General features: G+C 67.4%; 20 protein-coding genes, 2 tRNA genes and 1 riboswitch. Of the genes, 15 read left to right on the top strand and 7 right to left on the bottom strand.

The window, feature by feature from the left end:
- The first annotated feature begins 5 nt into the window (after nucleotides 1-5).
- Nucleotides 6-121: riboswitch (SAM riboswitch) on the top strand.
- Nucleotides 122-133: 12 nt separating this feature from the next.
- The 3 genes from metX to ACTHQX_RS03055 all read left to right on the top strand — a co-directional run bounded on the left by metX (nucleotide 134) and on the right by ACTHQX_RS03055 (nucleotide 4,173).
- Entirely contained in the window at nucleotides 134-1,351 is a 1,218-nt protein-coding gene (gene metX / locus ACTHQX_RS03065; RefSeq protein WP_440155567.1) for a homoserine O-acetyltransferase MetX, read from the top strand.
- 216 nt (nucleotides 1,352-1,567) lie between these two features.
- The gene (locus tag ACTHQX_RS03060) at nucleotides 1,568-2,950 is read left to right on the top strand and encodes an MFS transporter (protein WP_440155566.1); all 1,383 of its coding nucleotides are present in this window, start codon (nucleotides 1,568-1,570) and stop codon (nucleotides 2,948-2,950) included.
- A gap of 86 nt (nucleotides 2,951-3,036) precedes the next feature.
- The gene (locus ACTHQX_RS03055) at nucleotides 3,037-4,173 is read left to right on the top strand and encodes an alcohol dehydrogenase catalytic domain-containing protein (protein ID WP_440155565.1); all 1,137 of its coding nucleotides are present in this window, start codon (nucleotides 3,037-3,039) and stop codon (nucleotides 4,171-4,173) included.
- Between the two features lie 52 nt (nucleotides 4,174-4,225).
- Here the strand turns inward: ACTHQX_RS03055 and ACTHQX_RS03050 are convergent, their stop codons facing one another.
- Nucleotides 4,226-5,158 (bottom strand): LysR family transcriptional regulator, encoded by a 933-nt coding sequence (locus ACTHQX_RS03050; RefSeq protein ID WP_440155564.1) that lies wholly within the window; start codon nucleotides 5,156-5,158, stop codon nucleotides 4,226-4,228.
- Nucleotides 5,159-5,281: 123 nt separating this feature from the next.
- Here ACTHQX_RS03050 and mmsB point away from each other — a divergent pair, with 123 nt between their 5' ends.
- Nucleotides 5,282-6,184, top strand: coding sequence for a 3-hydroxyisobutyrate dehydrogenase (mmsB, locus tag ACTHQX_RS03045; protein ID WP_236807798.1), 903 nt, complete (start codon nucleotides 5,282-5,284; stop codon nucleotides 6,182-6,184).
- Nucleotides 6,185-6,231: 47 nt separating this feature from the next.
- Nucleotides 6,232-7,716, top strand: coding sequence for a CoA-acylating methylmalonate-semialdehyde dehydrogenase (locus ACTHQX_RS03040; protein WP_440155563.1), 1,485 nt, complete (start codon nucleotides 6,232-6,234; stop codon nucleotides 7,714-7,716).
- 266 nt (nucleotides 7,717-7,982) lie between these two features.
- Here the strand turns inward: ACTHQX_RS03040 and ACTHQX_RS03035 are convergent, their stop codons facing one another.
- Both ACTHQX_RS03035 and ACTHQX_RS03030 read right to left on the bottom strand, forming a co-directional pair.
- Entirely contained in the window at nucleotides 7,983-8,618 is a 636-nt protein-coding gene (locus tag ACTHQX_RS03035; protein WP_440155561.1) for a hypothetical protein, read from the bottom strand.
- A 100-nt stretch (nucleotides 8,619-8,718) separates the two neighbouring features.
- Nucleotides 8,719-9,900 carry a winged helix DNA-binding domain-containing protein gene (locus tag ACTHQX_RS03030; protein WP_440155559.1) on the bottom strand — a complete coding sequence of 394 codons (1,182 nt, stop codon included), beginning with the start codon at nucleotides 9,898-9,900 and terminating at the stop codon, nucleotides 8,719-8,721.
- Between the two features lie 119 nt (nucleotides 9,901-10,019).
- On the opposite strand from ACTHQX_RS03030, the gene ACTHQX_RS03025 reads away from it, so the two are divergent.
- A complete protein-coding gene (locus tag ACTHQX_RS03025) occupies nucleotides 10,020-10,670 on the top strand; it encodes an alpha/beta hydrolase (protein WP_440155558.1) in 651 nt (216 codons plus the stop codon).
- 22 nt (nucleotides 10,671-10,692) lie between these two features.
- Here ACTHQX_RS03025 and ACTHQX_RS03020 read toward each other — a convergent pair whose 3' ends face one another.
- Complete coding sequence (locus ACTHQX_RS03020) at nucleotides 10,693-10,926, bottom strand: RNA-binding S4 domain-containing protein (RefSeq protein WP_440155557.1); 234 nt, start codon at nucleotides 10,924-10,926, stop codon at nucleotides 10,693-10,695.
- 33 nt (nucleotides 10,927-10,959) lie between these two features.
- Between ACTHQX_RS03020 and ACTHQX_RS03015 the strand changes: the two genes are divergently transcribed.
- The 3 genes from ACTHQX_RS03015 (at nucleotide 10,960) to ACTHQX_RS03005 (ending at nucleotide 14,498) form a co-directional block, all read left to right on the top strand.
- Nucleotides 10,960-11,931 carry a DMT family transporter gene (locus ACTHQX_RS03015; protein ID WP_440155556.1) on the top strand — a complete coding sequence of 324 codons (972 nt, stop codon included), beginning with the start codon at nucleotides 10,960-10,962 and terminating at the stop codon, nucleotides 11,929-11,931.
- 216 nt (nucleotides 11,932-12,147) lie between these two features.
- Nucleotides 12,148-13,533 (top strand): glycine--tRNA ligase, encoded by a 1,386-nt coding sequence (locus ACTHQX_RS03010; protein WP_102970794.1) that lies wholly within the window; start codon nucleotides 12,148-12,150, stop codon nucleotides 13,531-13,533.
- 2 nt (nucleotides 13,534-13,535) lie between these two features.
- The gene (locus ACTHQX_RS03005; protein WP_440155555.1) at nucleotides 13,536-14,498 is read left to right on the top strand and encodes a GNAT family N-acetyltransferase; all 963 of its coding nucleotides are present in this window, start codon (nucleotides 13,536-13,538) and stop codon (nucleotides 14,496-14,498) included.
- Between the two features lie 70 nt (nucleotides 14,499-14,568).
- Here the strand turns inward: ACTHQX_RS03005 and ACTHQX_RS03000 are convergent, their stop codons facing one another.
- Genes ACTHQX_RS03000 through ACTHQX_RS02990 form a run of 3 tightly spaced genes read right to left on the bottom strand, consistent with a single transcriptional unit; the run spans nucleotide 14,569 to nucleotide 17,038 of the window.
- Nucleotides 14,569-15,387, bottom strand: a complete 819-nt coding sequence (locus tag ACTHQX_RS03000; RefSeq protein ID WP_440155554.1) for a lysophospholipid acyltransferase family protein — start codon at nucleotides 15,385-15,387, stop codon at nucleotides 14,569-14,571.
- 16 nt (nucleotides 15,388-15,403) lie between these two features.
- Complete coding sequence (locus ACTHQX_RS02995; RefSeq protein WP_440155552.1) at nucleotides 15,404-16,249, bottom strand: DUF1295 domain-containing protein; 846 nt, start codon at nucleotides 16,247-16,249, stop codon at nucleotides 15,404-15,406.
- 27 nt (nucleotides 16,250-16,276) lie between these two features.
- Entirely contained in the window at nucleotides 16,277-17,038 is a 762-nt protein-coding gene (locus ACTHQX_RS02990) for an alpha/beta hydrolase (protein ID WP_440155551.1), read from the bottom strand.
- A 110-nt stretch (nucleotides 17,039-17,148) separates the two neighbouring features.
- Here ACTHQX_RS02990 and ACTHQX_RS02985 point away from each other — a divergent pair, with 110 nt between their 5' ends.
- The 6 genes from ACTHQX_RS02985 to ACTHQX_RS02960 all read left to right on the top strand — a co-directional run bounded on the left by ACTHQX_RS02985 (nucleotide 17,149) and on the right by ACTHQX_RS02960 (nucleotide 23,389).
- On the top strand, nucleotides 17,149-18,549 hold the full coding sequence (locus ACTHQX_RS02985) for a YibE/F family protein (protein ID WP_440155549.1): 1,401 nt from the start codon (nucleotides 17,149-17,151) through the stop codon (nucleotides 18,547-18,549).
- A 79-nt stretch (nucleotides 18,550-18,628) separates the two neighbouring features.
- The gene (gene dusB / locus ACTHQX_RS02980; RefSeq protein WP_236807809.1) at nucleotides 18,629-19,810 is read left to right on the top strand and encodes a tRNA dihydrouridine synthase DusB; all 1,182 of its coding nucleotides are present in this window, start codon (nucleotides 18,629-18,631) and stop codon (nucleotides 19,808-19,810) included.
- The gene (locus tag ACTHQX_RS02975) at nucleotides 19,794-21,107 is read left to right on the top strand and encodes a deoxyguanosinetriphosphate triphosphohydrolase (RefSeq protein WP_440155548.1); all 1,314 of its coding nucleotides are present in this window, start codon (nucleotides 19,794-19,796) and stop codon (nucleotides 21,105-21,107) included. The genes dusB and ACTHQX_RS02975 overlap by 17 nt, the downstream gene beginning before the upstream one ends.
- A gap of 73 nt (nucleotides 21,108-21,180) precedes the next feature.
- On the top strand, nucleotides 21,181-23,055 hold the full coding sequence (gene dnaG / locus ACTHQX_RS02970) for a DNA primase (RefSeq protein WP_440155546.1): 1,875 nt from the start codon (nucleotides 21,181-21,183) through the stop codon (nucleotides 23,053-23,055).
- Between the two features lie 66 nt (nucleotides 23,056-23,121).
- Nucleotides 23,122-23,194 (top strand) — tRNA-Asn (locus ACTHQX_RS02965).
- A 127-nt stretch (nucleotides 23,195-23,321) separates the two neighbouring features.
- Nucleotides 23,322-23,389: transfer RNA gene (locus ACTHQX_RS02960), tRNA-Asn, on the top strand.

Genomic DNA, 23,389 nt, shown 5'->3' with positions numbered 1-23,389 from the left:
CAACAGGTCATGAGTGCCAGCGACAGCCCCGGCTTGCTGGCCGGCAACCCTCCTTCCGCGGTGGGGTGCCCCGGGTGAAGACCTGGCCTGCCGGACAGCTGCCGGCGGGCAAGCGCGTAGAAGAGGTTTACCTATGACGATTTCTGTCAGCACTGATGTACCCGCCGCCGTAGTACCGAACGGCAAGGCTCCGCAAGGCACGGCTGGGAGCAGCACTGTTCCGAATGGCACCGTCCCCAATGGCACTGTTCCCAACTGCACCGTCCCCAACGGCACTGTCCAATACGTCAACGTCGGCAGCCTGGAACTCGAGGCCGGGGGATTCCTGCCGGACGTGACCCTGGCCTACGAAACCTGGGGAACGCTCAACGAGGACGGCTCCAACGCCATCCTCGTTCAGCATGCCCTCACCGGGGACACGCACGTGACCCGGGGCGGCGCGGGAACTGAAGAGGGCTGGTGGGAACAGCTCGCCGGGCCCGGTGCGCCGGCGGACACCGACAGGTTCTTCGTCATTTCCATTAACATCCTCGGTGGCTGTTACGGGTCCACCGGGCCGTCGTCGACAGCTCCGGACGGCAAGCCCTGGGGTTCACGCTTTCCGCTGGTGACGCTGAGGGATTCCACGGCGGCCGAGGCGCGGCTGGCTGACCGGCTCGGCATCAGCAGCTGGCATGCTGTGGTGGGCGGCTCCATGGGCGGGGCGCGCGCCCTCGAATGGGCAGTAACTTTCCCGGGACGGGTGCGGCGCTGCGGTGTCATCTCCGTCGGTGCCAGGAGCACGGCCGAACAGATCGCGTTCGCGCAGGCACAGACGCTTGCCATTCGGCAGGACCGCCACTTCAACGGCGGCGACTACTACGGCGGACCGGAACCCGCGGATGGCCTGGCGCTCGCTCGGCGGATTGCCCACATCACATACCGGTCTGCCTACGAACTCGATTTCCGGTTCGGCAGGAACGCCCAGGCCGCTGAACAGCCGCTGCAGGCCGATGCCCTGGCGGGCCGCGGCCGTTACCAGGTGGAGAGCTACCTCGACCACCAGGGCAACAAACTGGTCCGGCGCTTCGACGCCAACAGCTACATCGCCCTGACGGAAGCGCTCATGAGCCACGACGTCACCCGCGGGCGGGGAACGCTCAAGGAGACCCTCGCCCGGACCACCGCCGACTTCTTCGTGGCCGCCGTGGAGTCGGACCGTCTGTACTTTCCCGCCCAGTCGCAGGAACTGGCCGAGTCCCTGCCTGGAACAGTGGATGTCCATATGATCGATTCCCCGATCGGCCACGACGGCTTCCTCACGGAGATCGGCCAGCTGAACGCCCAGCTCAGGGCGCACCTCCTCAACTGACCTCAGGCCCGCTCCACGCGGCCGGGGCCGGCCGTGCCGTGACAACGCCAACGCAGCTTGTGTGCATAAATGCAGATGGGCCCTGCACTATTTGGCGTTGAGCTTGCTTCATCGGCAGACCATACTCGTTGAATCCGGCGTTCGTGGTGTGCATCACACACCCGTCGCCATCGACCGGTCCCCGTGGCGTCGAGGAAGACGCCGAAGGAGTTTGCAATGAGTACGGAAAGCTCCGCCGCAAGGCGTGTAGAGGAAACCGACGTCAAGGCCTCAGGCCTCAAGAAAGTTGTCACGGCATCCATGGCCGGCACCGTCGTGGAGTGGTATGAGTTCTTCCTCTACGCTTCGGCTGCCACCCTGGTCTTCGGCAAGACCTTCTTCCCCAACGCCGGCACCGAGCTGGACGGCATCATCGCCGCCTTCCTCACGTACGCCGTCGGATTCGTTGCCCGCCCGATCGGCGGCATCGTCTTCGGCCACTTCGGGGACAAGTTCGGCCGCAAGCAGCTGCTGCAGCTGAGCATCATCCTGGTGGGCGTCTCCACCTTCCTGATGGGCTGCCTGCCGACGTTCCAGCAGATCGGTTACTGGGCGCCCGCACTCCTGGTGTTCCTGCGGTTCGCGCAGGGCTTCGCCGTCGGCGGCGAATGGGGCGGCGCGGTTCTCCTCGTCGCCGAGCACAGCCCCAGCAAGTCCCGCGGCTTCTGGGCCAGCTGGCCGCAGTCGGCCGTACCCATGGGCAACCTGCTCGCCACGGCGGTGCTGTTCATCCTGTCCTCGACGCTGACCCAGGAAGCCTTCCTTGGCTGGGGCTGGCGCGTAGCGTTCTGGCTCTCCGCGGTGATCGTCCTGATCGGCTACTACATCCGCACCAAGGTCAATGACGCCCCGATCTTCCTCGAAGCCCGCAAAGAGGTCGAGGCCGGGCACAAGGGCTACGGCGTTGCCGAGGTCTTCAAGCGCTACCCGCGTGGCGTCTTCACCGCCATGGGCCTGCGCTTTGCGGAAAACATCCTCTACTACCTCGTGGTGACGTTCTCCATCACCTACCTCAAGACCGTGGTCCAGGCCGACACGACGCGGATCCTGCTGCTGCTGCTGGTGGCCCACGCCGTGCACTTCGTTGCCGTTCCGCTGGTGGGCAAGCTGTCGGACCGCTTCGGCCGCAAGCCCGTCTACATGGCCGGCGCAATCCTGGGCGCCACCTGGGGCTTCTTCGCCTTCCCGATGATGGACACCGGGAACGACATGATTATCCTGGCGTCCATCATGATCGGCCTGCTGTTCCACGCGCTCATGTACGCCGGCCAGCCGGCGATCATGGCCGAAATGTTCCCCACCCGGATGCGTTACTCCGGCGTCTCCCTGGGCTACCAGGTGACCTCCATCGTCGCCGGTTCGCTGGCCCCGATCATCGCCGCATCGCTCCTTTCCACCTACAAGTCCTCCGTTCCGGTGGCCATCTACCTGCTCATCGCCTGCGCCATCACCGCCGTCGCCGTGTTCTTCCTGAAGGAGACCCGTGGCGTCTCGCTCCACGACGTGGACGCGGCCGACGCCCAGGGCACTGCCGACCTGCTCGCGGCGAGCAAGAAGTAGACCGGTTCCCCACCCAGTAACCAGCAGCTGCCCGGACCCCCATGCGGGGCCGGGCAGCTGCCCGTTCACCGACACCAAGGATTTCCATGAAAGCAGCAGTCCTCTACTCAACCGTCGCCAAGGCCGATACTGCACCGCAGCAGCCCAGCTACACGGACGCCCGGCCCCTGGTGGTGCAGGAGCTGGATCGGCCGGAACCGCGCGCCGGTGAGCTGGGCGTTGCCATCACCTACTCAAGCCTGTGCCATTCCGACCTTTCCGTGGTGGACGGTTCGCGGGTCCGGCCCCTTCCCATGGCGCTGGGCCACGAGGCGGTGGGGCGCGTCGTGTCCGTCGGCGCCGGAGTCTCTGACGTGTCGGCCGGAGACCACGTGGTGCTGGTCTTCGTCCCGAGCTGCGGGGACTGCCGTGCGTGCCGCGCCGGCCGACCTGCGCTCTGCCACCGGGCGGCGGAGGTCAACAACTCCGGCGATCTGCTGCACGGCGATGCCCTGCTGCGGACGCCGTCGGGGGAGCGGATCAACCACCACCTGGGCGTCTCGGCCTTCGCCGACTACGCCGTGGTGGCCCGGGAATCGGTGGTGGTGATTGACGACGACGTCCCGGACACCGTCGCGGCGATGTTCGGTTGCGCTGTGCTCACCGGCATGGGGGCGGTGCTGAATACGGCCGCTGTCACGGCCGGCCAATCGGTGGCCGTCTTTGGGCTCGGGGCGGTAGGCCTTTCCGCTGTCATGGCCGCCTCCCTCGCCGGGGCCGGCAGCGTGATCTCCATCGATCCCAACCCGGGCAAGCACCAGCTCGCCCTCGACTGCGGCGCCACGGCGGTGGGGACGCCCGACGACGCGGCCGGGCTCATCAAGGAGGCCGCCGGCGACGGCGTCGACGTCGCCATCGAAGCGGTTGGCTCGGCCGGCGTGATCGCCGCCTGCCTCGGGCACGTGACGCGGGGCGGAGCTGTGGTTTCGGTCGGCCTGCCCCATCCTTCGGCTGAGCTGACGGTGCCGGCGCTGCAGTTCGCGGGAGCCGGCAAACGGCTCCTCGGATCCTACATGGGCGACGCCGTTCCCGGACGGGACATCCCGCTCTACCTGGGTTACTGGCGCGAGGGCAGGCTGCCGGTGGAGCTGCTGCACACCGACACCAGGCCGCTCACCGAGATCAATGAGGGGCTGGACGCACTGGCATCAGGGCAGGTGGTACGGCGCCTGTTCCAGGCCTGACGGGGCTCCTGAACTGCGCCGAGGCCTGACGGCAGGGGTGCCGGCGCCCGCGTCAGCCCGCCAGCACTCCTGCCCGTGCCTTCACTTCCTCCTTGAGTGACGCAACGACCGCCTGCACCGCGGCCGAGCGGAGGGATTCCGGCCGTGCCACCGCCCAGATGGGGAGCTGGCGCTCGAAGTCATCGGCGAGCACCGGAACGAAGCCCGGCTGCCCCGCCACCATGAAGTTCGGCAGCAGCCCGATGCCTGCGCCCTGCCGCACTGCCTCCATCTGGGCGAACACACTCGTGGCCTGGAAGCTCGAAGAGGGCATGGGCAGCTGTGAGGACCAGCGGTGCCCCAGCTCCGCCACCTGGAGCGCAGACTCAACGTAAGAGACAAAGCCGTGCTGCCCGACGTCGTCGAGCGTTTCCGGCAGACCGTGCTCCGCGGCGTAGCCGGGGCTGGCGTAGAGGCGCAGGTAATAGTTGCTCAGGAAGATGGTCTGGGCGTTGCTGACGTCGGTCCGGCCCACCACGATCTCCAGGTCCACGCCGGATCTGTTCTGGCTGACCTTCCGCGTGGCGCTCAGCATCTCGATGTTCAGCTGCGGGTTCTGCTGCTGCAGCCGCACCAGCGCGGGCGTGACCAACACGGCTCCGACGCCGTCCGTCGTCGCCACGCGCACCAGCCCTGACAGGGCGCTTTGGTCCTGGCTGATCAGGCCGGAGAGCGATCCGAGCGTGCTCTCGATGGCCTCCGCCGCCTCCACTGCCGACGCGCCGAGCTGGGTCAGTTCCCAGCCGTGGGGGCTACGTTCGAGAGTTCGCCCGCCCAGCTGCCTGTCCAGGGCGAGGATCCGGCGGGAGATCGTGGTGTGGGTGGTGCCCAGCGTTTCCGCCACCGCGTTGAACCTGCCCAGGCGCGCCACTGTCAGCAGGATCAGCAGGTCGTCCGGGCTGGGAAGCCGCCTCTGGTCCACGGCAAGCCTTTCATCAGTGTGCATCGGTGTGCATCGGTGCACATACCGTCTGTAATTTTTCCCCTTGATTGCACTCTAGCAGGGTGTGATGGTGGACACAGACCTTCCGGCCCGCACGGCCGGATCCAAAGCAAAGGAGCTTGCAAAATGGCAGTAATCGGTTGGATCGGCCTCGGAAACATGGGCGGTTTCATGTCCGCTAACCTGGCGAAGGCCGGGCACGATGTCCGCGGCTTCGACCTCAACCCCGCGGCGCTCGCCGCGGCCGAGGAAGCCGGCGTGAAGCCGGCCGGCAGCATTGCCGAGGCCGTAGCCGGCGCCGACGTGGTGTTCACCATGCTGCCCAAGGGTGAGCACGCCCGCGCGGTCTACCTGGGCGAGGACGGCGTCCTCGGCCATGCTGACACCCGCACGCTGCTGGTGGACTCCTCCACCATCGATATCGCGTCGGCCCAGGAACTGCACGACGCCGCTGCTGCCGCCGGCTTCCGCTTTGTGGACGCCCCGGTGTCCGGCGGCATGAGCGGGGCCAAGGCAGGGACGCTGACCTTCATGGTGGGCGGGGAGGAGGGTGCCGTCGCAGACGCAACGGGCTACATCCGCCCGATGGCAGCCAACATCATCCCCACCGGCGGCGCCACCACCGGGCAAGCGGCCAAAATCTGCAACAACCTGATGCTCTTCATCAACCTGGCGTCCACCGCCGAAGGTGCCGTCCTGGCTGACAGGCTGGGCCTGGACAAGCAGGTCTTCTGGGACATCGCGTCCGTTTCCTCGGGCGACTCCTGGGCCCTGCGGACCTGGTACCCCGTGCCGGGGGTGGTCCCCACCGCCGCCTCCAACAACGACTTTGCGCCCACCTTCACCACTGAACTGGCGAACAAGGACATCGGCCTTGCCATCAGCGCCGCCGAGGACACCGGCACACCGCTCGAGATCGGCAAGCACGTCCAGCAGCTGTTCCAGCAGCTCATCGACGCCGGCGAAGCGGGCAAGGACTGCTCCATGATCATCAAGCTCGCCGACGGCTCGCTGGACTCCGCCAAGTAGCCTGCCACCAACTCTTCCCCCCTCTGAAACACGAAAAGAGACGTCCCTTGGAAACGATTCCGCATTTCATCAACGGCAACCGCGTCAGCGACGCCGAACGCTTCGGTCCCGTCTTCAACCCCGCCACCGGCGAGCAGGAGAAGCAGGTTGCCCTCGCATCGGCGGCGCGGACCGAGGAGGCCATCGCGGCCGCCCGTGCCGCGCTGCCGGCGTGGCGGGCCACCAGCCTGGCCAAGCGCACCAACATTTTCTTCCGGGTCCGCGAGATCCTGAACCAGCGCAAGCCTGAGCTCGCGGCGATTCTTACCAGCGAGCACGGCAAGGTCCTCTCCGACGCCGCGGGTGAAATTTCCCGCGGCCTGGAAAACATCGAGTTCGCCACCGGCCTGTCCCACATGCTCAAAGGTGAGCGCTCCGAGCAGGTCTCCAGCGGCGTCGACGTCCACTCCGTGCGCCAGCCGGTGGGCGTCGTGGCCTGCATTACCCCGTTCAACTTCCCGGCCATGGTGCCGCTCTGGATGATCGGCAGCGCGCTGGCCTGCGGCAACACCGTACTGCTGAAGCCCAGCGAGAAGGATCCATCGGCCGCCATCTTCATTGCCGAGGCCTTTGCCGAAGCGGGACTGCCTGCCGGTGTGCTGAACGTGGTGCAGGGGGACAAGGAAGCCGTTGACGTCCTGCTCGAGCACCCCGACGTGAAAGCTGTGAGCTTCGTGGGCTCGACGCCCATCGCGCAGTCGATCTACAAGCGGGCGGCCGACCACGGCAAGCGGGTCCAGGCCCTGGGCGGCGCGAAGAACCACATGGTGGTGCTGCCCGACGCCGACCTGGACATGGCGGCAGACGCTGCCGTTTCCGCGGCCTACGGTTCGGCGGGTGAACGCTGCATGGCCGTCAGCGTCCTGGTGGCGGTGGGCAACATCGCCGACGACCTGGTGCAGGCGATCTCCAGCCGGATGGCGGGCCTGAAGATCGGCCCGGGAACCGATCCGGCCTCCCAGATGGGTCCGCTGATTACCGGGGAGCACCGGGACCGTGTGGCCTCCTACGTTGCGGGAGCGGAAAACGAAGGTGCCACCGTGGTCGTTGACGGGCGCTCGCAGGAGTTCGATTCGAACGGCTTCTTCATCGGCGTCAGCCTGGTGGACCATGTGAAGCCGGGCATGAAGGTGTACGACGACGAGATCTTCGGCCCGGTCCTGTCAGTCGTCCGCGTCGACACGTACAGCGACGCCGTCCGGCTGGTCAACGAGAACGAGTTCGGTAACGGCACGGCCATCTTCACCCGCGACGGCGGTGCCGCACGGCAGTTCGAGTTCGACGTCGACGCCGGCATGGTGGGCGTCAACGTGCCCATTCCGGTCCCGGTGGGCACCTTCTCGTTCGGCGGCTGGAAGAACTCCCTGTTCGGCGACACCCACATGTACGGCCCGGACAGCATCCGGTTCTACACCCGTGGAAAGGTGGTCACCACGCGCTGGCCTGACCCGTCCACCTCGGTCATTGACCTCGGCTTCCCGCAGATCGACTAGACTCGATTCTCGGTTTACATCAAAACTTGAATTCGGGCCGGTCAAGACCGCCCCGGGCCTCAGCCCGCGTCCCGCAGCCACAAGCAGCGGGCCGCGGGCTGTACCTTTTCCAGCGCGAACGGTAGCTTGAGAGCCCAAAACGAGCACCGCCGTCGTACTCCCTGCCCCTAATAACTGGAGTTTTTGTCCAGATAATGGCCTCAGGCGGGGCGTTAGCGGCCATTATCTGGACAAAAACTCCGGCTCAGCGGGAGCTATCCCTCGGCCTACCCGTTCATGATGTCGTTGCGCCGGGCCATGTACTCCTCCATGGAGAGCTGGCCTTCGCTGTACTGCTGGTCCAGTTCCGCCAGTTTCCGTGCACGGAACCCCTGGGGAGCCGACGGCGGCGGGGGAGTCGAGGGTGCAGGTCCGGTGGCAGGAGACGGATTTTGCTGTGGCTGGGGCGGGTTGGCATGGTATTCCGGGCTGTCCTCATAGGGAACCTGTCCCTGCTGCCAGGACGGCGCGCCGGTGCCGCCAGGGCCGGGCTGGTTGGGATACGGCTGGTTGGGATACGGCTGGTTCGGGTACTGCGGGTTCTGCTGATCCGGGTAAGGCTGGTTCAGGGGCGGAAGTTCGTCCCTGCCACCGCGCTGGGGGAATCCCAAGCCGCCGCCGAAGTAGTCCTGCTGCGTGTAGCCGTCCCGCGGCCGGTTGTCCGGACGGCCCTGGAACGGGCCTCCGAACGGGCTGCCCGGCTGGTTGCCGAACTGGTCGGGTCCCTGACCGGGAAACTGGCCCGGGTACTGTCCGGGCAGGCCGGGCCCCTGGTTGCGCTGTTGGACTGACCGCCGGTACATCCGCATGCCCATGGGAATCAGGACGGCCAGAATGATGATCCAGAAAAACAAGTCGAACACGGTGAAGCCTCCCGGTGAGTGTCCATTCCAGCTTAGTCCTGTCAGGAAACCCGCCAGGATTCCGGGACCGCCCGGCTGTACCGGAAGGCCGCGCTGGAGCTCAGGAACCCGCCGGAACCCGGACAGTCGGCACTTCGAGGAAGTCCGCGTACCGGGCTACAGCAGTCTCCACGGCCTGCTCGGCAGCGTCTCCCAGCGGCCGGGAGAGGCGGATGTCGAGTTCGCAGCCCTGCGCGGCGGACCCGCGCCGGACCAGCGAGTGCCGCCAGGAGCCGGCCAGCATGCCGTCCGCCAGGACTACATGCATGGGAGTGTCGCCAAAGGGATAGGCGGGCGCGGTTCCGCCGAAGTAATGCCGTGAGACTGAGTAGCCCATGATGTATTCGTCGTAGCACTGGACCAGATCGATCTGCGGCCGCCCATTCCCGGCCCCCTCCGGTTCCGAGCCCCGCCCCGGTCCGCCACCGTGCAATGTCTCCCCTGCGGAATCCGGCGGCCGAAGGTAGAAGTCCGCCCCGTCGAAGCTGGCCGCAACGATGGCGCCCGGAGCGATCTCCTCCGCCAGCGCCAGCCCCTTGCGCACATCAGTCATCGTGAGTCCGGACCAGTCCGCGCAGTCCCGCACTGTGGCGGGCCCGCGGCTCCCGAAATACCTCAGCGCCAGGGCCGCCAACGACTCCTCCCGGGAGGGCATGGCAGCCGGTGCGGCCCCGGCGACGCGCTCGTCGTACGCCGCATACGTCTGCCGCAGCGCGCCGCCGGGACTTCTCACGGGCGCGCCGCTCGCCAGCACCCCGCTGATTTCGGCATGCATGATCAGGTACGCGAGGAGGAGTCCCCTCGCGGCGAAGCCGGCACCCTGAAGCCTGGCGGCCAGTTGCTCACGCGTGAGATGCACCCCGCCGGCCACCGCTTCCGCGAGCACGTCGGCGCTCCTGGACGCCGCCTCATTGTCGATCCCGGTGCTGCGGTAGGTGCCGCCATTCGCCTGGTGCAGCCGGGGTGCGGACAGGGCCCGCAGCCAGGGCAGGTCATCGCGGTGCACAAAATGCCAGGTGGGCCGGAGGATGTGGGTCCGGAGAATGCGGCCGTCGGCAAGTGCCTGCTCCACATCGGCGGCCGTCGCTCCACCGGTCCGCTGGGCCAGGGACCATCGCGCATAGGGGAACTCCTGCGCCTGGACGGCCAGCAGGTTCTTCACGGCTTCCTCCGCCGTGGCCGCCCGCGGCTCCCTCAGCTGTTGGCCGGCCAGCCGCGTCCGCAGCACCTCATGGGGTTCCATGCCGGACGCCGCTCCTCACCGTTGTCAGTTCGGTCACCTTCGGAGTTCCATCCTGTACCGCCAGCGCCCGGCCACGCCACCGTAGGTTGCTACCAGTGGGTAGCTGTAAGAATGGAGCCATGACTTTAGCCGACTCCTTTCCTGCCCCCGTTGTTCTGTGGTCCAAGCCTGAGGAAGCCAGGGCCGGCAAGCCACTGCTCGTCCTGCTGCACGGCTACGGCGCGAACGAGCAGGACCTCCTCAGCCTGGCTGACATGCTCCCGGACGATTTCGCGGTTGCATCGGTCCGCGCCCCCATCGCCATGGGCCCGGGTTTTTCCTGGTTCCCGCTGACCGGCTCGATCGAATACTCCGTCGACGCCGTCAAGGACGCGTCGGCGTACGTGCTGGACTGGCTGGACACGGTCAAGGCCAACCACCCGTCCGTAACCCTTCTCGGCTTTTCGATGGGCATGGCCATGGCCACCACGCTGCTCCGGCAGCGGCCCGCTGACTTTGCCGCCGTCGTCGGACTTTCAGGTTTTGTGGTTAACGCGGAGTCCGACGGCGAGTTCCGCGACGCCGAGCTGGACGGAACAGTGCCGCTGTTCTGGGGCCGGGACCAGCAGGATCCGGTCATCACGCCGGACAAGATCGACTACACGATGGGCTGGGTGCGCAAGCACGTGAAGCTGACCAAGGTCCTCTACACCGGCATGTGGCACGGCATCAACGCCCAGGAGATCGGGCACGTGTCCGAGTTCCTCACCCACGAGGTGCTGAACAAGTAAGCCCCTTTTAGCGAAGCAAGCTTTACGTCTGGGGGGCGCTGACCCGGACAGTCTGACCGTTCACGGTCACGGTGTCGCCGTTGTGAAGCTGCCGGCCGCGACGGTCGTCGATCTCGCCGTTGACCTTGACCAGGCCGTTCTTGATCAGCTCCGTTGCCTCCACGCCGTCCTCCACGAGGTTGGCGAGCTTCAGGAGCTGGCCCAGGCGGATCATGGTGTCGCGGATGGTGATCTCTTCGATTTCCGGGTTGCTCATACCAGTAATGATGCCTGACGTAAGGTGAAACGAATGACCCATGCACCCCGGCTGCCGCTTGCCGTCGGCCTCCCGATGGCCGTGGCCTCCGGCCTTGCCATTCCCGTCCAGGGACGGATCAACGGGGCACTTGGTGCACGCCTCGGTGACGGCATTGCCGCCGCCGTCGTCAGTTTCAGCACCGGGCTGATCGTGATGGTCGTCGTGTCCCTGCTGGCTCCCCGCGGGCGGGCCGGCCTCGCCCGGATCCTGCCGTCGCTGCGGGAACGCCGCTTCCCGCCGTACTACGCGCTCGCAGGCGGCATTGGTGCATTCTTTGTCTTCGCGCAGTCCTTCACCGTGGGGCTGCTGGGCATCGCCCTCTTCACCGTGGCAACCGTCACCGGACAGACACTCAGCGGACTCCTTGTGGACCGCCTGGGCATCGGTCCGGCGGGCAAGAAGTCGGTGACCGGCATCCGGGTCATCGGCTGCATCCTCACCATCGCCGCCGTCGCCTGGGCGGTGTCACCCCGCTTCGCCGGAGGCGCGGCGGCCGACCCCGCAGCGCTGCTGCTTCCGATCATCCTGCCGGTCCTTGCCGGTTTCCTCATGAGCTTCCAGCAGGCCATGAATGGCACCGCCACCGTGCACTACGGCACCCCGATCGCGGCCACGCTGGTGAACTTCATCGCGGGCACCTGCGTGCTGTGGGTGGCCTGGTCCGTCAAGGTGGCCGTCGCCGGGCCGGCCAATCCGCTGCCGGCGGAATGGTGGTACTACCTCGGCGGGCCCATGGGGTGCGTGTTCATCGGCCTCGGCGCGCTGCTGGTGCGCAGCCTCGGGGTGCTGGTGACGGGCCTCGGCATGATCGCCGGCCAGCTGCTGGGGTCGCTCGGCCTGGACCTGCTGGCGCCGACGCCGGGTACCGTGGTGGAGGCTGCCACGATCCTGGGGACCCTGTTGACCCTCGCTTCCATCGTCGTGGCCACCCTGCCCTGGCCCCGGGGCGCGTTCCGAAGGTGACGGGGTGCGTTCCGAAGGTGACGGGGCGCCTGTCGGAAGTGATCCGGCGCTTTCCGCAGATGAGGGCGCCTTCCGGAGGCAGCTCCCGGTAGGCTAGGTCTCGCAGCTTCCTGCACTGTTTTCCCTTTCCCACGCCCCCGCCCGGCATCCAGCCGCGGTCCAGGGCCACAGACACCGCGGACCGCACCCAGCGGCCCTGTAGAAATTGGAGTTCCCATGGCAGCAAAATCCGTCCTCGACCAGGTCATTTCCCTTTCCAAGCGGAGAGGCTTCGTTTTCCAGGCCGGCGAGATCTACGGAGGCTCGCGTTCCGCATGGGACTACGGACCCCTCGGTGCCGAGCTGAAGGAAAACATCAAGCGCCAGTGGTGGCAGTCCGTGGTGCGGGGCCGCGAGGACGTGGTGGGCCTGGACTCCTCCGTGATCCTGCCCCGCCAGGTCTGGGAAGCCTCGGGCCACGTGGACGTCTTCTCCGACCCGCTCGTTGAGTGCCTCTCCTGCCACAAGCGCTACCGTGCCGACCACCTCGAAGAGGAATACGAGGAGAAGAAGGGCCGCCCGGCCGAGAACGGCCTCAAGGACATCGCCTGCGCCAACTGCGGAACCCGCGGTGAATGGACCGAGCCGCAGGAATTCTCCGGCCTCCTGAAGACCTTCCTGGGCCCGGTGGCCAGCGAGGAAGGCCTGCACTACCTGCGCCCCGAAACCGCGCAGGGCATCTTCGTGAACTTCAACAACGTGCTCACCACCTCCCGGAAGAAGCCGCCGTTCGGCATCGGCCAGATCGGCAAGTCCTTCCGCAACGAGATCACGCCCGGAAACTTCATCTTCCGCACCCGTGAGTTCGAGCAGATGGAAATGGAATTCTTCGTGGAGCCGGGCACGGACGAAGAGTGGCACCAGTACTGGATGAAGGAGCGCATGTCCTGGTACACCGGCCTGGGCATCCGCGAGGAGAACCTGCGCTTCTTCGAGCACCCGCTGGAAAAGCTCAGCCACTACTCCAAGGGCACCACGGACATCGAGTACCGCTTCGGCTTCCAGGGCTCCGAGTGGGGCGAGCTGGAAGGCATCGCCAACCGCACCGACTTCGACCTCTCCACGCACGCCAAGGCCTCCGGGACGGACCTCAGCTACTTCAACCAGGCCACCAACGAGCGGTTCACCCCGTACGTGATCGAGCCGGCCGCCGGCCTGACCAGGTCCTTCATGGCGTTCCTCATCGACGCCTACACCGAGGACGAGGCACCCAACGCCAAGGGCGGCGTGGACGTCCGCACCGTGCTCAAGCTTGACCCGCGGCTCGCCCCGGTCAAGGCTGCTGTGCTGCCGCTCAGCCGCAACGAGGACCTCTCCCCGAAGGCCAAGGACCTGGGCACCCAGCTGCGCAAGAACTGGAACATCGACTTCGACGACGCCGGAGCCATCGGCCGCCGCTACCGCCGCCAGGACGAGATCGGCACCCCGTTCTGCATCACCGTGGACTTCGACACGCTCGAGGACCAGGCGGTCACCATCCGCGAACGCGACACCATGAGCCAGGAACGCGTGTCCCTGGACAAGGTGGAGGGCTACCTGGCCGCACGGCTGATCGGCGCCTAGCCGTGGCGATCCAATACCGTGAATGGCGCGAGGGCGACGACCTCGCGCTGCTGGAGGTCTGGGGCGACCCCGAAACCGATCAGGCGGGCCAGTTCCGCGGCACCCTCGCGCCCTCGGGCAACGCGCCGTGGCGGCGCTGCATCGTGGCCGAGGACGTTGTCGACGGCGTGGCCATCCCGGTCGCCGCCGGCGTGGTCCACGAGGCCAGCCTGCACCCGGAGCGGCTGTGGGTGTACGTCGAAGTGGCCCGGGACCACCGCCGGTCGGGCATCGGTTCCACGCTGCTCATGATGCTGCGCCGCGAGGCGGAAGGGTCGCCGTCGGGCGTCACCCGGCTGCGCTGCAAGGTGGAGCCGGGCACCACCGGTGCCGCCTTCGCGGAAGCTGCGGGGCTCACGCCGATCCAGCACACCCGACTCGTCGTGGTGGAGCCGGCGGCCCTGAAGCTGCCGGTCTTCGGCGACGGTTCCGAGGAAGCGGCGTCGGAGCGCATCCAGGACCTGGCCACCGGTTCGGTGGAGCTGTCCGACGTCGTGGGACGGTACTACTCGTCCGTCCACAGCTGGGACAGCCCGGGGGAACTGGGCATCGGCACGGTGCAGCGACTGTTCCTGGACGAGCTCAGCGGTGCGCATGGCGCGATCGTGCTGCGCGCCCCGAAAGCCAGCGCCTTCGGGTCAGGCGTGCCGGCAACCCCCAAGGGCAAGATCCAGGCCTTCGCGATCAGCTATGCACAGGGGAGTTCCGACCACCCCTCCGACGTGTTCGTCGGCCATGAGCCGGAGCTGGACGCCGACGAGGCCCAGGCCGCGGTCCGCGACCTGCTGGCACTCATCGCGTACCAATACCCGGTGCTCATGGAAGTGGACGATTCGATGACAGCGCTTCGCGCCGTCGTCGAGCCCCTGATGGAAGCGGGCAAGGCCCGGCGCCAGGGCTCGGAGACGTTCGTCGTCTCCGACTGACCCAACTGTGTAGCACCCCAAAGTAGGTAGCAGATCAGGGCGTTCCCAGCCTTGGGAACGCCCTGATCTGCTACTCAGTCGGGGGATTTACCTCAGGGGCCGCTGTTGTTCGGGAAGAACGACGGCGGTCCCTCGCCAGGTCTGCGGCATCGAGCCTTTGGCGTTCCGCCTCTGAGATGGCGCCGCCGCCGAGGTCCGCCGGCATCCACCAGTCGCCGGGCTGCGCCGCCACGGGAAAGCTGGCGATGGCGGCGTCGATTCCCGCCTGGAGCGTCCTGCGGAGCCGCGCCGTTTCAGCCTCCGCGTCGATGCCCGCAGCCAAATGCACCGGCTCGCCGATATGCACCCGTACCGGAGCACGCCCGACGCGGTGCAACGGAAGGCCGTTGCCGCGGGTCAGGATCCGGTGGGCACCCCAGACGGAGACCGGAATGAGCGGCACGCCTGCCTCCGCCGCCATCCGCACGGCGCCCGTCTTGCATTCGCGGACCTTGAAGCTGCGGCTGACGCCGGCCTCGGGAAGGACGGCCAGGTAGTCGCCGGCACGGAGCCTGGCCACGGCGTCGTCGTACGCAGCAGTTCCCGAACCGTAGGGCACCACCACCTGGCCCGTTGCGCTGATGAAGGGACCCGCGAGCCAGTGGTCCGCGGCTCCCTGATGGATCATGAACCGCAGTTGCCCGCGGTTGTGCGCCCAAAACACAAGTTCGGCGGCGGCGAAGTCCAGATAGCCGAAGTGGGTGATGGCGACGACGGCGCCGGCTTTTCCCTCCGGCAGGTTTTCCTGTCCCGTGACCATCAGGCGGATCCCGAACAGCCACCGCAGGAATAGCACTGCCCCTACGAGGAGGCGGTAGAAGCGGTTGCTGCCGGCCGGGGTCCAGGGCATGCGGTGCTGCCGGATCTCAGTGCCGCCGGGGCGGCCAGGGAATGAAGCCGCTGGTGGACTGCACATAGTCACGGTAGCCGGGGCGGCCGGACATGGCCTTCTCCGTGAGCGGCTTCCCGGTCTTGGCGGTCAGCGTCCAGATCATCAGGGCAGGGGAGAGGATGGTCAGGAAGCCGGGCCAGGACTCCGCCGCAATGAGGAACAGCCCGGCCCAGACGGCGGCGTCGCCAAAGTAGTTGGGGTGCCTTGTGTAGCGCCACAGCCCGGTGTTCAGGACGGTTCCCCTGCGGGCGGGGTCGTTCTTGAACTGCTCCAGCTGCCGGTCGCCCACCGACTCGAAGATGAATCCGGTCAGCCATACTGCCGAACCTGCCACAGCGAGAGGCCCGAGCGGACCGGCGGCGAACATGCCCACTTGGATGGTCAGCGAGACGAAGAACATCACCAGGCCCTGTGGCAGGTAGACACGGCGGAGGGCGTAGGCGTTCCGGGACCCGCGTGCTCCTTTGAGCAACGCCACGTAGCGGGGGTCCTCATGGCCGCCGCGCGCCCGGCGGCCGATGTGGGTGCCGAGCCGGATGCCCCAGATGCCCGTCAGAACCAGCAGGAGTACCCGCCTGCCGCTGTCGCCCTCCTCGGCCGAGAGGACAAAGGAGATCAACGCGATGACGACAAAGCCCGGGCCCCACGCCACGTCCATCACCGAATGCCGTGCTTGGCCAGCGGCCACAGTACCGTCGGCCACAGTACCGTCAGCCCCGGCCCCGATGGCAACAGCGTAGGTGACAGCGAGCACCAGCACCACGCCCAGGGCTGCCCACGGCAGGCTGGCCACGAACGCCTCCAGCGCAAACGGGCTCATGAAAGATGCTTCACAGAACGGGTCGCCTCACAGCACCAGGGGCAGTGCCTCGCCGGACGGGGGCAGCACCCTGTCCAGGGCCGCGGCGGACGCGGAGGACCCTGCCTCGGGAACTCCGGTCCGTTCCAAGAAGGCCTTCATCAGGAACCCGGTGGCCAGCCTGTGCCATAGCCGGACCCTCCGGAACATGAAGTGCCCGGCCCCGCGGAGCGAGACGTACCTCAACTCCGCCGCTCCCGCCGCCGCTCGCCGCGCGAACCGCAGTGATGCCGCCGGGCTGGTCCACCGGTCCTCGTCCCCGTGCACGATCAGCACTTTACGTCCCGTGACCACGGCGGCGGGAGTGGCACCGTCGAGCCACGGGGCCAGCGCCACCACAGCGTCCACGTCCGGTTCGTCCGCCGCGCAGATGGCGGTGAGGCCGCCCATCGAATGCCCCAGCAGGTAGATGGGCACGCCGGGATGCGCCGCACGGATTTTGGCCAGCGCCCAGCGTGCATCCTTCAGTGGCGTCATGTCCTCGCCGTTCCAGCCGCGCACGCTGTTCCGCAGGATCCACACCTCCAGGCCGTGCTTTTTGCCGGCACCGTGCAGATGGCGGGCGAACGGCACCATCCGCGCCGGGCTCAGGTGCCTGGCCTGGACGGGCTCGAAGCTGCGCGACTTGCCGCCGTGCAACACCAGGGCCACGCCGCGGGTGGGACCGGACGGGGCCAGAACCGTCAGCACCGCTTCGTTGTCAGTTCGGCGTTGGCTCACTGCTGCATCCTCCGACGTTTCGTCGTTCATTTATCAACCCTATGGCGGCCGCCGTAGAGTTCAAGCATGAGGTTTAGCTGCTGATGGGTGCAGGTCACTCCCACGGTCATACAGGGCATTCGGAGCCAACCGCTGAAGCGATGGCCGCCCGCACGAAAGCAAACAGGATTCTGGCTGCGGTACTGATCCCGCTGACCCTGCTGACCCTTGCGGCCATGGCCGCTCTTTGGCCCTCGGGCAGCAAGGAAGGCCTGACCCTGGCCAACCCGTATGCCGCAGCCCCGGGAGTCACTTTCGACACCGGGCGGATCCAGCGCGTCGTCACCGAGAGCTGCACTCAGGCGACAGCCGGAGAGAACACAGCTGGAGACGCGGCAGCCCAAAACGGTACAGCCCAGGGCAGCACAGACGGCGGCTCGCAATGCACCTTCGCGTTCACCGAGCCGGACAAGGGCGGCAACCCGGTCAAGGTGGTGATCAACCCGGACATCGCCAAGTCGCACGGCGTCAAGGTGGGCGACAACATCCGCTACCTGAACCTGTCCCACGCCCAGGCGGCTGCCACCGGCGCCGATGCCCCGGCGGCCCAGGGGTCGCCGTCGTACATCTTTGTGGACTTTGTCCGCACCATGCCGATCATCCTGCTGGCCATCCTCTACGCCGTCGTGGTGGTAGCCGTGGCGCGCTGGCGAGGGCTGCGCGCCCTGATCGGCCTCGTCGGCGCCTACTTTGTGCTGGGCAGCTTCATGCTCCCGGGCCTCGTGGAGGGCAAACCGCCGCTCCTGCTGGCCCTGGTGGGCTCGACGGTGATCATGATCGGCGTGCTGTACTTCGCGCACGGCTTCTCGGCGCGGACTTCGACGGCGCTGCTGGGCACCATTTTCGGGCTCGGCATCACCGCCCTGCTCGCGGCCTGGGCCACCGACGCCGCGAACCTCGCCGGCGTGGGAAGCCACGACGCCGCCACGCTCGTGAACATCTCGGACAGCATCTCCATCTCCGGCATCATCCTGTGCGGACTCATCATCTCCGGGCTCGGCGTGCTGAACGACGTCACCATCACGCAATCGTCCGCGGTGTGGGAACTGTACGAACTCGCTCCCAACACGAGTGCCCGGAAGCTGTTCTCCTCGGCGATGCGGATCGGCCGCGACCACATCGCCTCCACCGTGTACACCATTGCGTTCGCCTATGCGGGCGCCGCCCTGCCCATCCTCATCATCGTGATGCTCTACAACCGTCCGCTGGGGGAGGCGCTGACCAGCGCCGAGTTGTCCGAGGAGGTCATCCGCACTTTGGTCGGCTCCATCGGCCTGGTCCTGGCGATTCCGGTCACCACGCTGATCGCCGTGCTGGTGGTCAAGGCCACGGGCGTCCGGTCGGGCGGCCATGCCGCCATAACGGCCGACGACGTCGACGACGCCGGCGCGCTCGCGGCCGCCGCGGCGGTGGCTGGCCGGGAACGTGCTGAAGCTGACGCGCCGCCGGCGACCCGGCGGGGACGGCGCGCCGCGCCGCGTGACCAAACCCAGCGGGACTGAGTACACCGGGACTGAGCGCCGCCGTTGGCGTCCCGCCCGGGATTCTGCCCGATTTGCCCGCCTTTGAGACAATGGACGGGTGACTGTTGTAGCAACGCCTCCCGCCCCCCGGCTGGAACTTCCGCCGCTGAAACTCGGCCCCATCACCGTGGACACCCCGGTGGTGCTCGCCCCCATGGCCGGAATCACCAACACCGCCTTCCGCAGGCTCTGCCGTGAATACGGCGGCGGGCTGTACGTGGCTGAGATGGTCACCTCCCGTGCCCTGGTGGAGCGCACCCCGGAATCGCTGCGCATCATCTCGCACGACGACGACGAGAAAGTCCGGTCCGTCCAGCTCTACGGCGTGGACCCGGTCACCGTGGGTGCGGCCGTCCGCATGCTGGTGGAGGAGGACCGGGCAGACCACATCGACCTCAACTTCGGCTGCCCCGTGCCCAAGGTCACCCGGCGCGGCGGCGGATCGGCCCTGCCGTGGAAAATCGACCTCTTCACGGCTATCGTCCAGACCGCCGTCCGGGAGGCGTCCAAGGGCGGCATCCCGCTGACCATCAAGATGCGCAAGGGCATCGACGATGACCACCTGACGTACCTCGACGCCGGTCGGATCGCGCGCGATTCCGGTGTTGCCGCCGTCGCCCTGCACGGCCGCACGGCGGCGCAGTTCTACTCCGGCCAGGCGGACTGGTCCGCCATCGCCCGCTTGCGCGAGGCCCTTCCGGACATTCCGGTGCTGGGCAACGGTGACATCTGGTCCGCCGAGGACGCCGTCCGGATGGTCCGCGAAACCGGCGTCGACGGCGTCGTCATCGGCCGCGGCTGCCAGGGCCGGCCCTGGCTGTTCGGCGACCTGCAGGCAGCGTTCGAGGGCAGCGACCAGCGGCACCGTCCCAGCCTGCGCGAGGTGGCCGAGGGCGTCTACCGGCACGCTGAACTCATGGTCGAAACCTTCGGAAATGACGAATACAAGGCGCTGCGGGAGATCCGCAAGCACATGGCCTGGTACTTCAAGGGTTATGTGGTGGGCAGCGACCTGAGGACGAAACTGGCCACCGTGCCCACCCTCGAAGTGCTTCGCGAACTGCTGGACCAGCTGAACATGGACCTGCCGTATCCCGGCGTCGACTCCGAAGGGCCCCGCGGGCGCGCCGGTTCACCCAAGAAGCCGGCCCTGCCCAAGGACTGGCTGCTCAGCCGCCAGCTGAACGAGGACCAGTCGCGGGACATCGCCGCGGCGGAACTGGATGTGTCCGGTGGCTGAAAGCCGGCTGGCGGAAGCCCGCACCACCCCGCAGGCACTGCCGGGCTACGAAACCCGTGACACCGCCCGCTGGGTGGAGGAGCCGCCCAAGAGCACGTACCGCTCCGACTTCGAGCGCGACCGCGCCCGTGTGCTGCACTCCTCGGCGCTGCGCAGGCTCGGCGCGAAGACGCAGGTGGTTGCCCCGGACACGGACGACTTCGTCCGCACCCGGCTGACGCACAGCCTTGAGGTGGCGCAGGTGGGCCGGGAACTGGGCCGTGCCCTGGGCTGCGACCCGGATGTGGTGGACACCGCGTGCCTCAGCCATGACCTCGGCCACCCGCCGTTCGGGCACAACGGCGAATCGGCGCTCAATGAGATGGCCCACGCGATCGGCGGGTTCGAGGGCAACGCCCAGACCCTGCGGCTGCTCACCCGGCTGGAACCGAAGGTGCTCGATCCGGAAGGCAGGCCGGCAGGCCTGAACCTCACCCGGGCCAGCCTTGACGCGGCCGCGAAGTACCCCTGGTCCGCCCTGGACGCCCCCGTGATCCACGGCCAGCGCACGAGCAAGTTCGGCGCCTACGAGGACGACCTGCCCATCTTCAACTGGATCAGGGAAGGCGCCCCGGAACGCCGGTCCTGTCTCGAAGCGCAGGTCATGGACCTGGCGGACGACATCTCGTACTCCGTGCATGACGTCGAGGACGCGATCGTGGCCGGGCACTTCCAGCTGCGGTGGATGGACAACCCGGACCACCGGGCCCGCGTCGTGGGGTACGCCAAGCAGTGGTACCTGCCGCACAACGATCCTGCCGCCATCGACGCCGCCCTGGCCCGGCTGGAGGCCACCGATGTCTGGGTGCGTGAGGCGGACGGCAGCCGCAAGTCCATGGCGGCGCTTAAGGACATGACCAGCCAGCTCATCGGCAGGTTCTGCCAGAGCGCGCTGGAAACCACCCGCACCGTCTACGGCCCGGCGAACCTGACCCGCTACAACGCCGAACTCATGGTCCCGGACGAGACCGTCCTGGAGATCGCGGTGATGAAGGGCCTGGCCACCACGTTCGTGATGACCACCGACCACCGGCAGCCCATCTACGAGCGCCAGCGCGAGGTGCTCCACGCCCTGGTGACGGCGCTGAACGCTTCCGGGGACCGGCACCTCGAGCCGATGTTCGCCGCTGACTGGCGCGAAGCGGCCGACGACGCCGCCCGGCTCCGCGTGGTCATCGACCAGGTGGCATCGCTGACGGACGGCTCGGCACTGGCCATGTACGAACGGCTCGTGGGCAGCCTGCCGTCCCTGTGGTGACGTTGGACTCAGCAGTCCACATATGCCCCGGAAGCGCTGCTCATGACAGTGGGCCAGAGACTAGGATTGCTTCGTGGCTGGGCTGATTAAGCGGGAAGACATCGATGAAGTCCGCCAGCGCACGGACATCAAGGAAGTCGTCGACGGCTACGTCACGCTCAAGGGCGCCGGCCTCGGCTCCTACAAAGGCCTGTGCCCCTTCCACGACGAGCGCTCGCCGTCGTTCACCGTCCGCCCCCAGGTGGGCCGCTACCACTGCTTCGGCTGCGGCGAGGACGGCGACGTCATCTCCTTCGTGCAGAAGCTGGACCACACCTCCTTCCATGAGGCCGTGGAGAAGCTGGCCGCGCGGATCGGGTACGAGCTGCGCTACGAGGACGGCGGCACGGGTCCCAGCCGCGAGGAGGTCGGCAAGCGCCAGCGGCTCCTCGATGCCCACAAGATCGCCGACGAGTTCTTCCGCGCCCAGCTGCTGACAGCCGGCGCCGCCGAGGGCCGGAAGTTCCTGCAGCAGCGGGGCTTCGACCGGGCAGCGGCCGACCACTTCGGCGTCGGCTACGCACCCCAGGGCTGGGATGCGCTGCTCAAGCATCTGCGGGGCCGGGGCTTTACTGATCCCGAGCTGAAGCTCACGGGCATGTTCTCCGAAGGCAACCGGGGCATCTACGACCGCTTCCGGGGCCGCCTGATCTGGCCCATCCGGGATATCGCCGGCGACACCATCGGCTTCGGCGCCCGAAAGCTCTACGAGGACGACCAAGGCCCCAAGTACCTCAACACGCCGGAAACCACGCTCTACAAGAAGTCACAGGTGCTCTACGGGATCGACCTTGCCAAACGGAACATCGCCAAGGACCGGCAGCTGGTGGTGGTGGAGGGCTACACCGACGTCATGGCCTGCCACCTTGCCGGAATTCCGACGGCGGTGGCCACCTGCGGTACGGCGTTCGCCGCAGACCACATCAAGATTGCCCGCCGCCTGCTGTCCGACGACGGCACCGGGGGAGAGGTCATCTTCACCTTCGACGGCGATGCGGCCGGCCAGAAGGCGGCCCTGCGGGCCTTCGAGGAGGACCAGCGCTTCGTGGCCCAGACATACGTGGCCGTCGAACCCACCGGGGCCGACCCCTGCGACCTGCGCCAGACGAGGGGTGACGCCGCCGTCCGCGACCTGATCGCGTCCCGGCGGCCGCTTTTCGAATTCGCCATCCGAGCCACCCTGCGGAAGCACAACCTGGACACTGTGGAGGGGCGGGTCGCCGCGCTGCGTGAGTCCGCCCCCGTGGTGGCCCAGATCCGCGACGCCGGGCTCCGGCCTGGCTATGCCCGGGAACTGGCCGGGTGGCTGGGAATGCCCATCGAGGACGTCTCCAGGGCAGTGGTGGCCGCCGCTAAGCGCGGCAGTGATCCGAGCGGCCAGAAGGTGCCCGGCGTAGCTGCGCTCCCGCCGTCGGGCGTCCTTCCGTCCTTCCACCGTCCCGATCCCCGGGACCCGGTGGCGTCCATGGAGCGGCAGGCCCTCGAGGTGGCGCTGCAGGAGCCGGCGATGCTGGGGGGTGCGGCCTGGGAGCGGTTCGCGACCGCCCGGTTCGCCACGCCCGCCTACCAGGCCATCCACGACGCCATCCGCGCCACGGCTCCAGGCTTCTCCGGCGATGCCGTGCAGTGGGTGGAAGCGCTGCGGCAGGAGGTTCCCGAGCCGCTGCAGCCGCTGGTTTCGGAGCTCGCCGTGGTGCCGCTGCCGGCCAACACTGCCGAAGCGGTGCAGAAGTACTGCCGGGACATCCTCGCCAGGCTGTTCGAGCTGCAGATCACCCGCATCAAGGCGGACAAACTGGGGCAGTTGCAGCGGCTCGATGCCACTGCCCACCCTGAGGAGTTCCAGCAGCTGAACCGCGAGCTTATGATGCTCGAAATGGAGCGCCGGTCGCTGCGCTCCGATGCCTAGGGTGGACAGCCAAAGACGCCGATTTCGTTTCCGGGCAGGGTGTTGCTAGGCTAGTACCCGCTTCATTCCTCCTTAGCTCAATTGGCAGAGCATTCGACTGTTAATCGAAGGGTTGCTGGTTCAAGTCCAGCAGGAGGAGCGCGCAGTCCCCGTTCCGGCTTCCGGAACGGGGACTTTTTTATACCCAGGAGGGGTATTCGAGCCCACTGCTGGCGCCGATTTCACATTGCGGCAGAACGTTTGCTAATGTCATACCTGCTTCATTCCTCCTTAGCTCAATTGGCAGAGCATTCGACTGTTAATCGAAGGGTTGCTGGTTCAAGTCCAGCAGGAG

It is taken from the genome of Arthrobacter sp. SAFR-023 (assembly GCF_051965295.1).
Classification (GTDB): Bacteria; Actinomycetota; Actinomycetes; order Actinomycetales; family Micrococcaceae; genus Arthrobacter.
The sequence above is the reverse complement of the archived record's forward strand: the minus strand, read 5'-3'. Positions and strand labels throughout refer to the sequence as shown.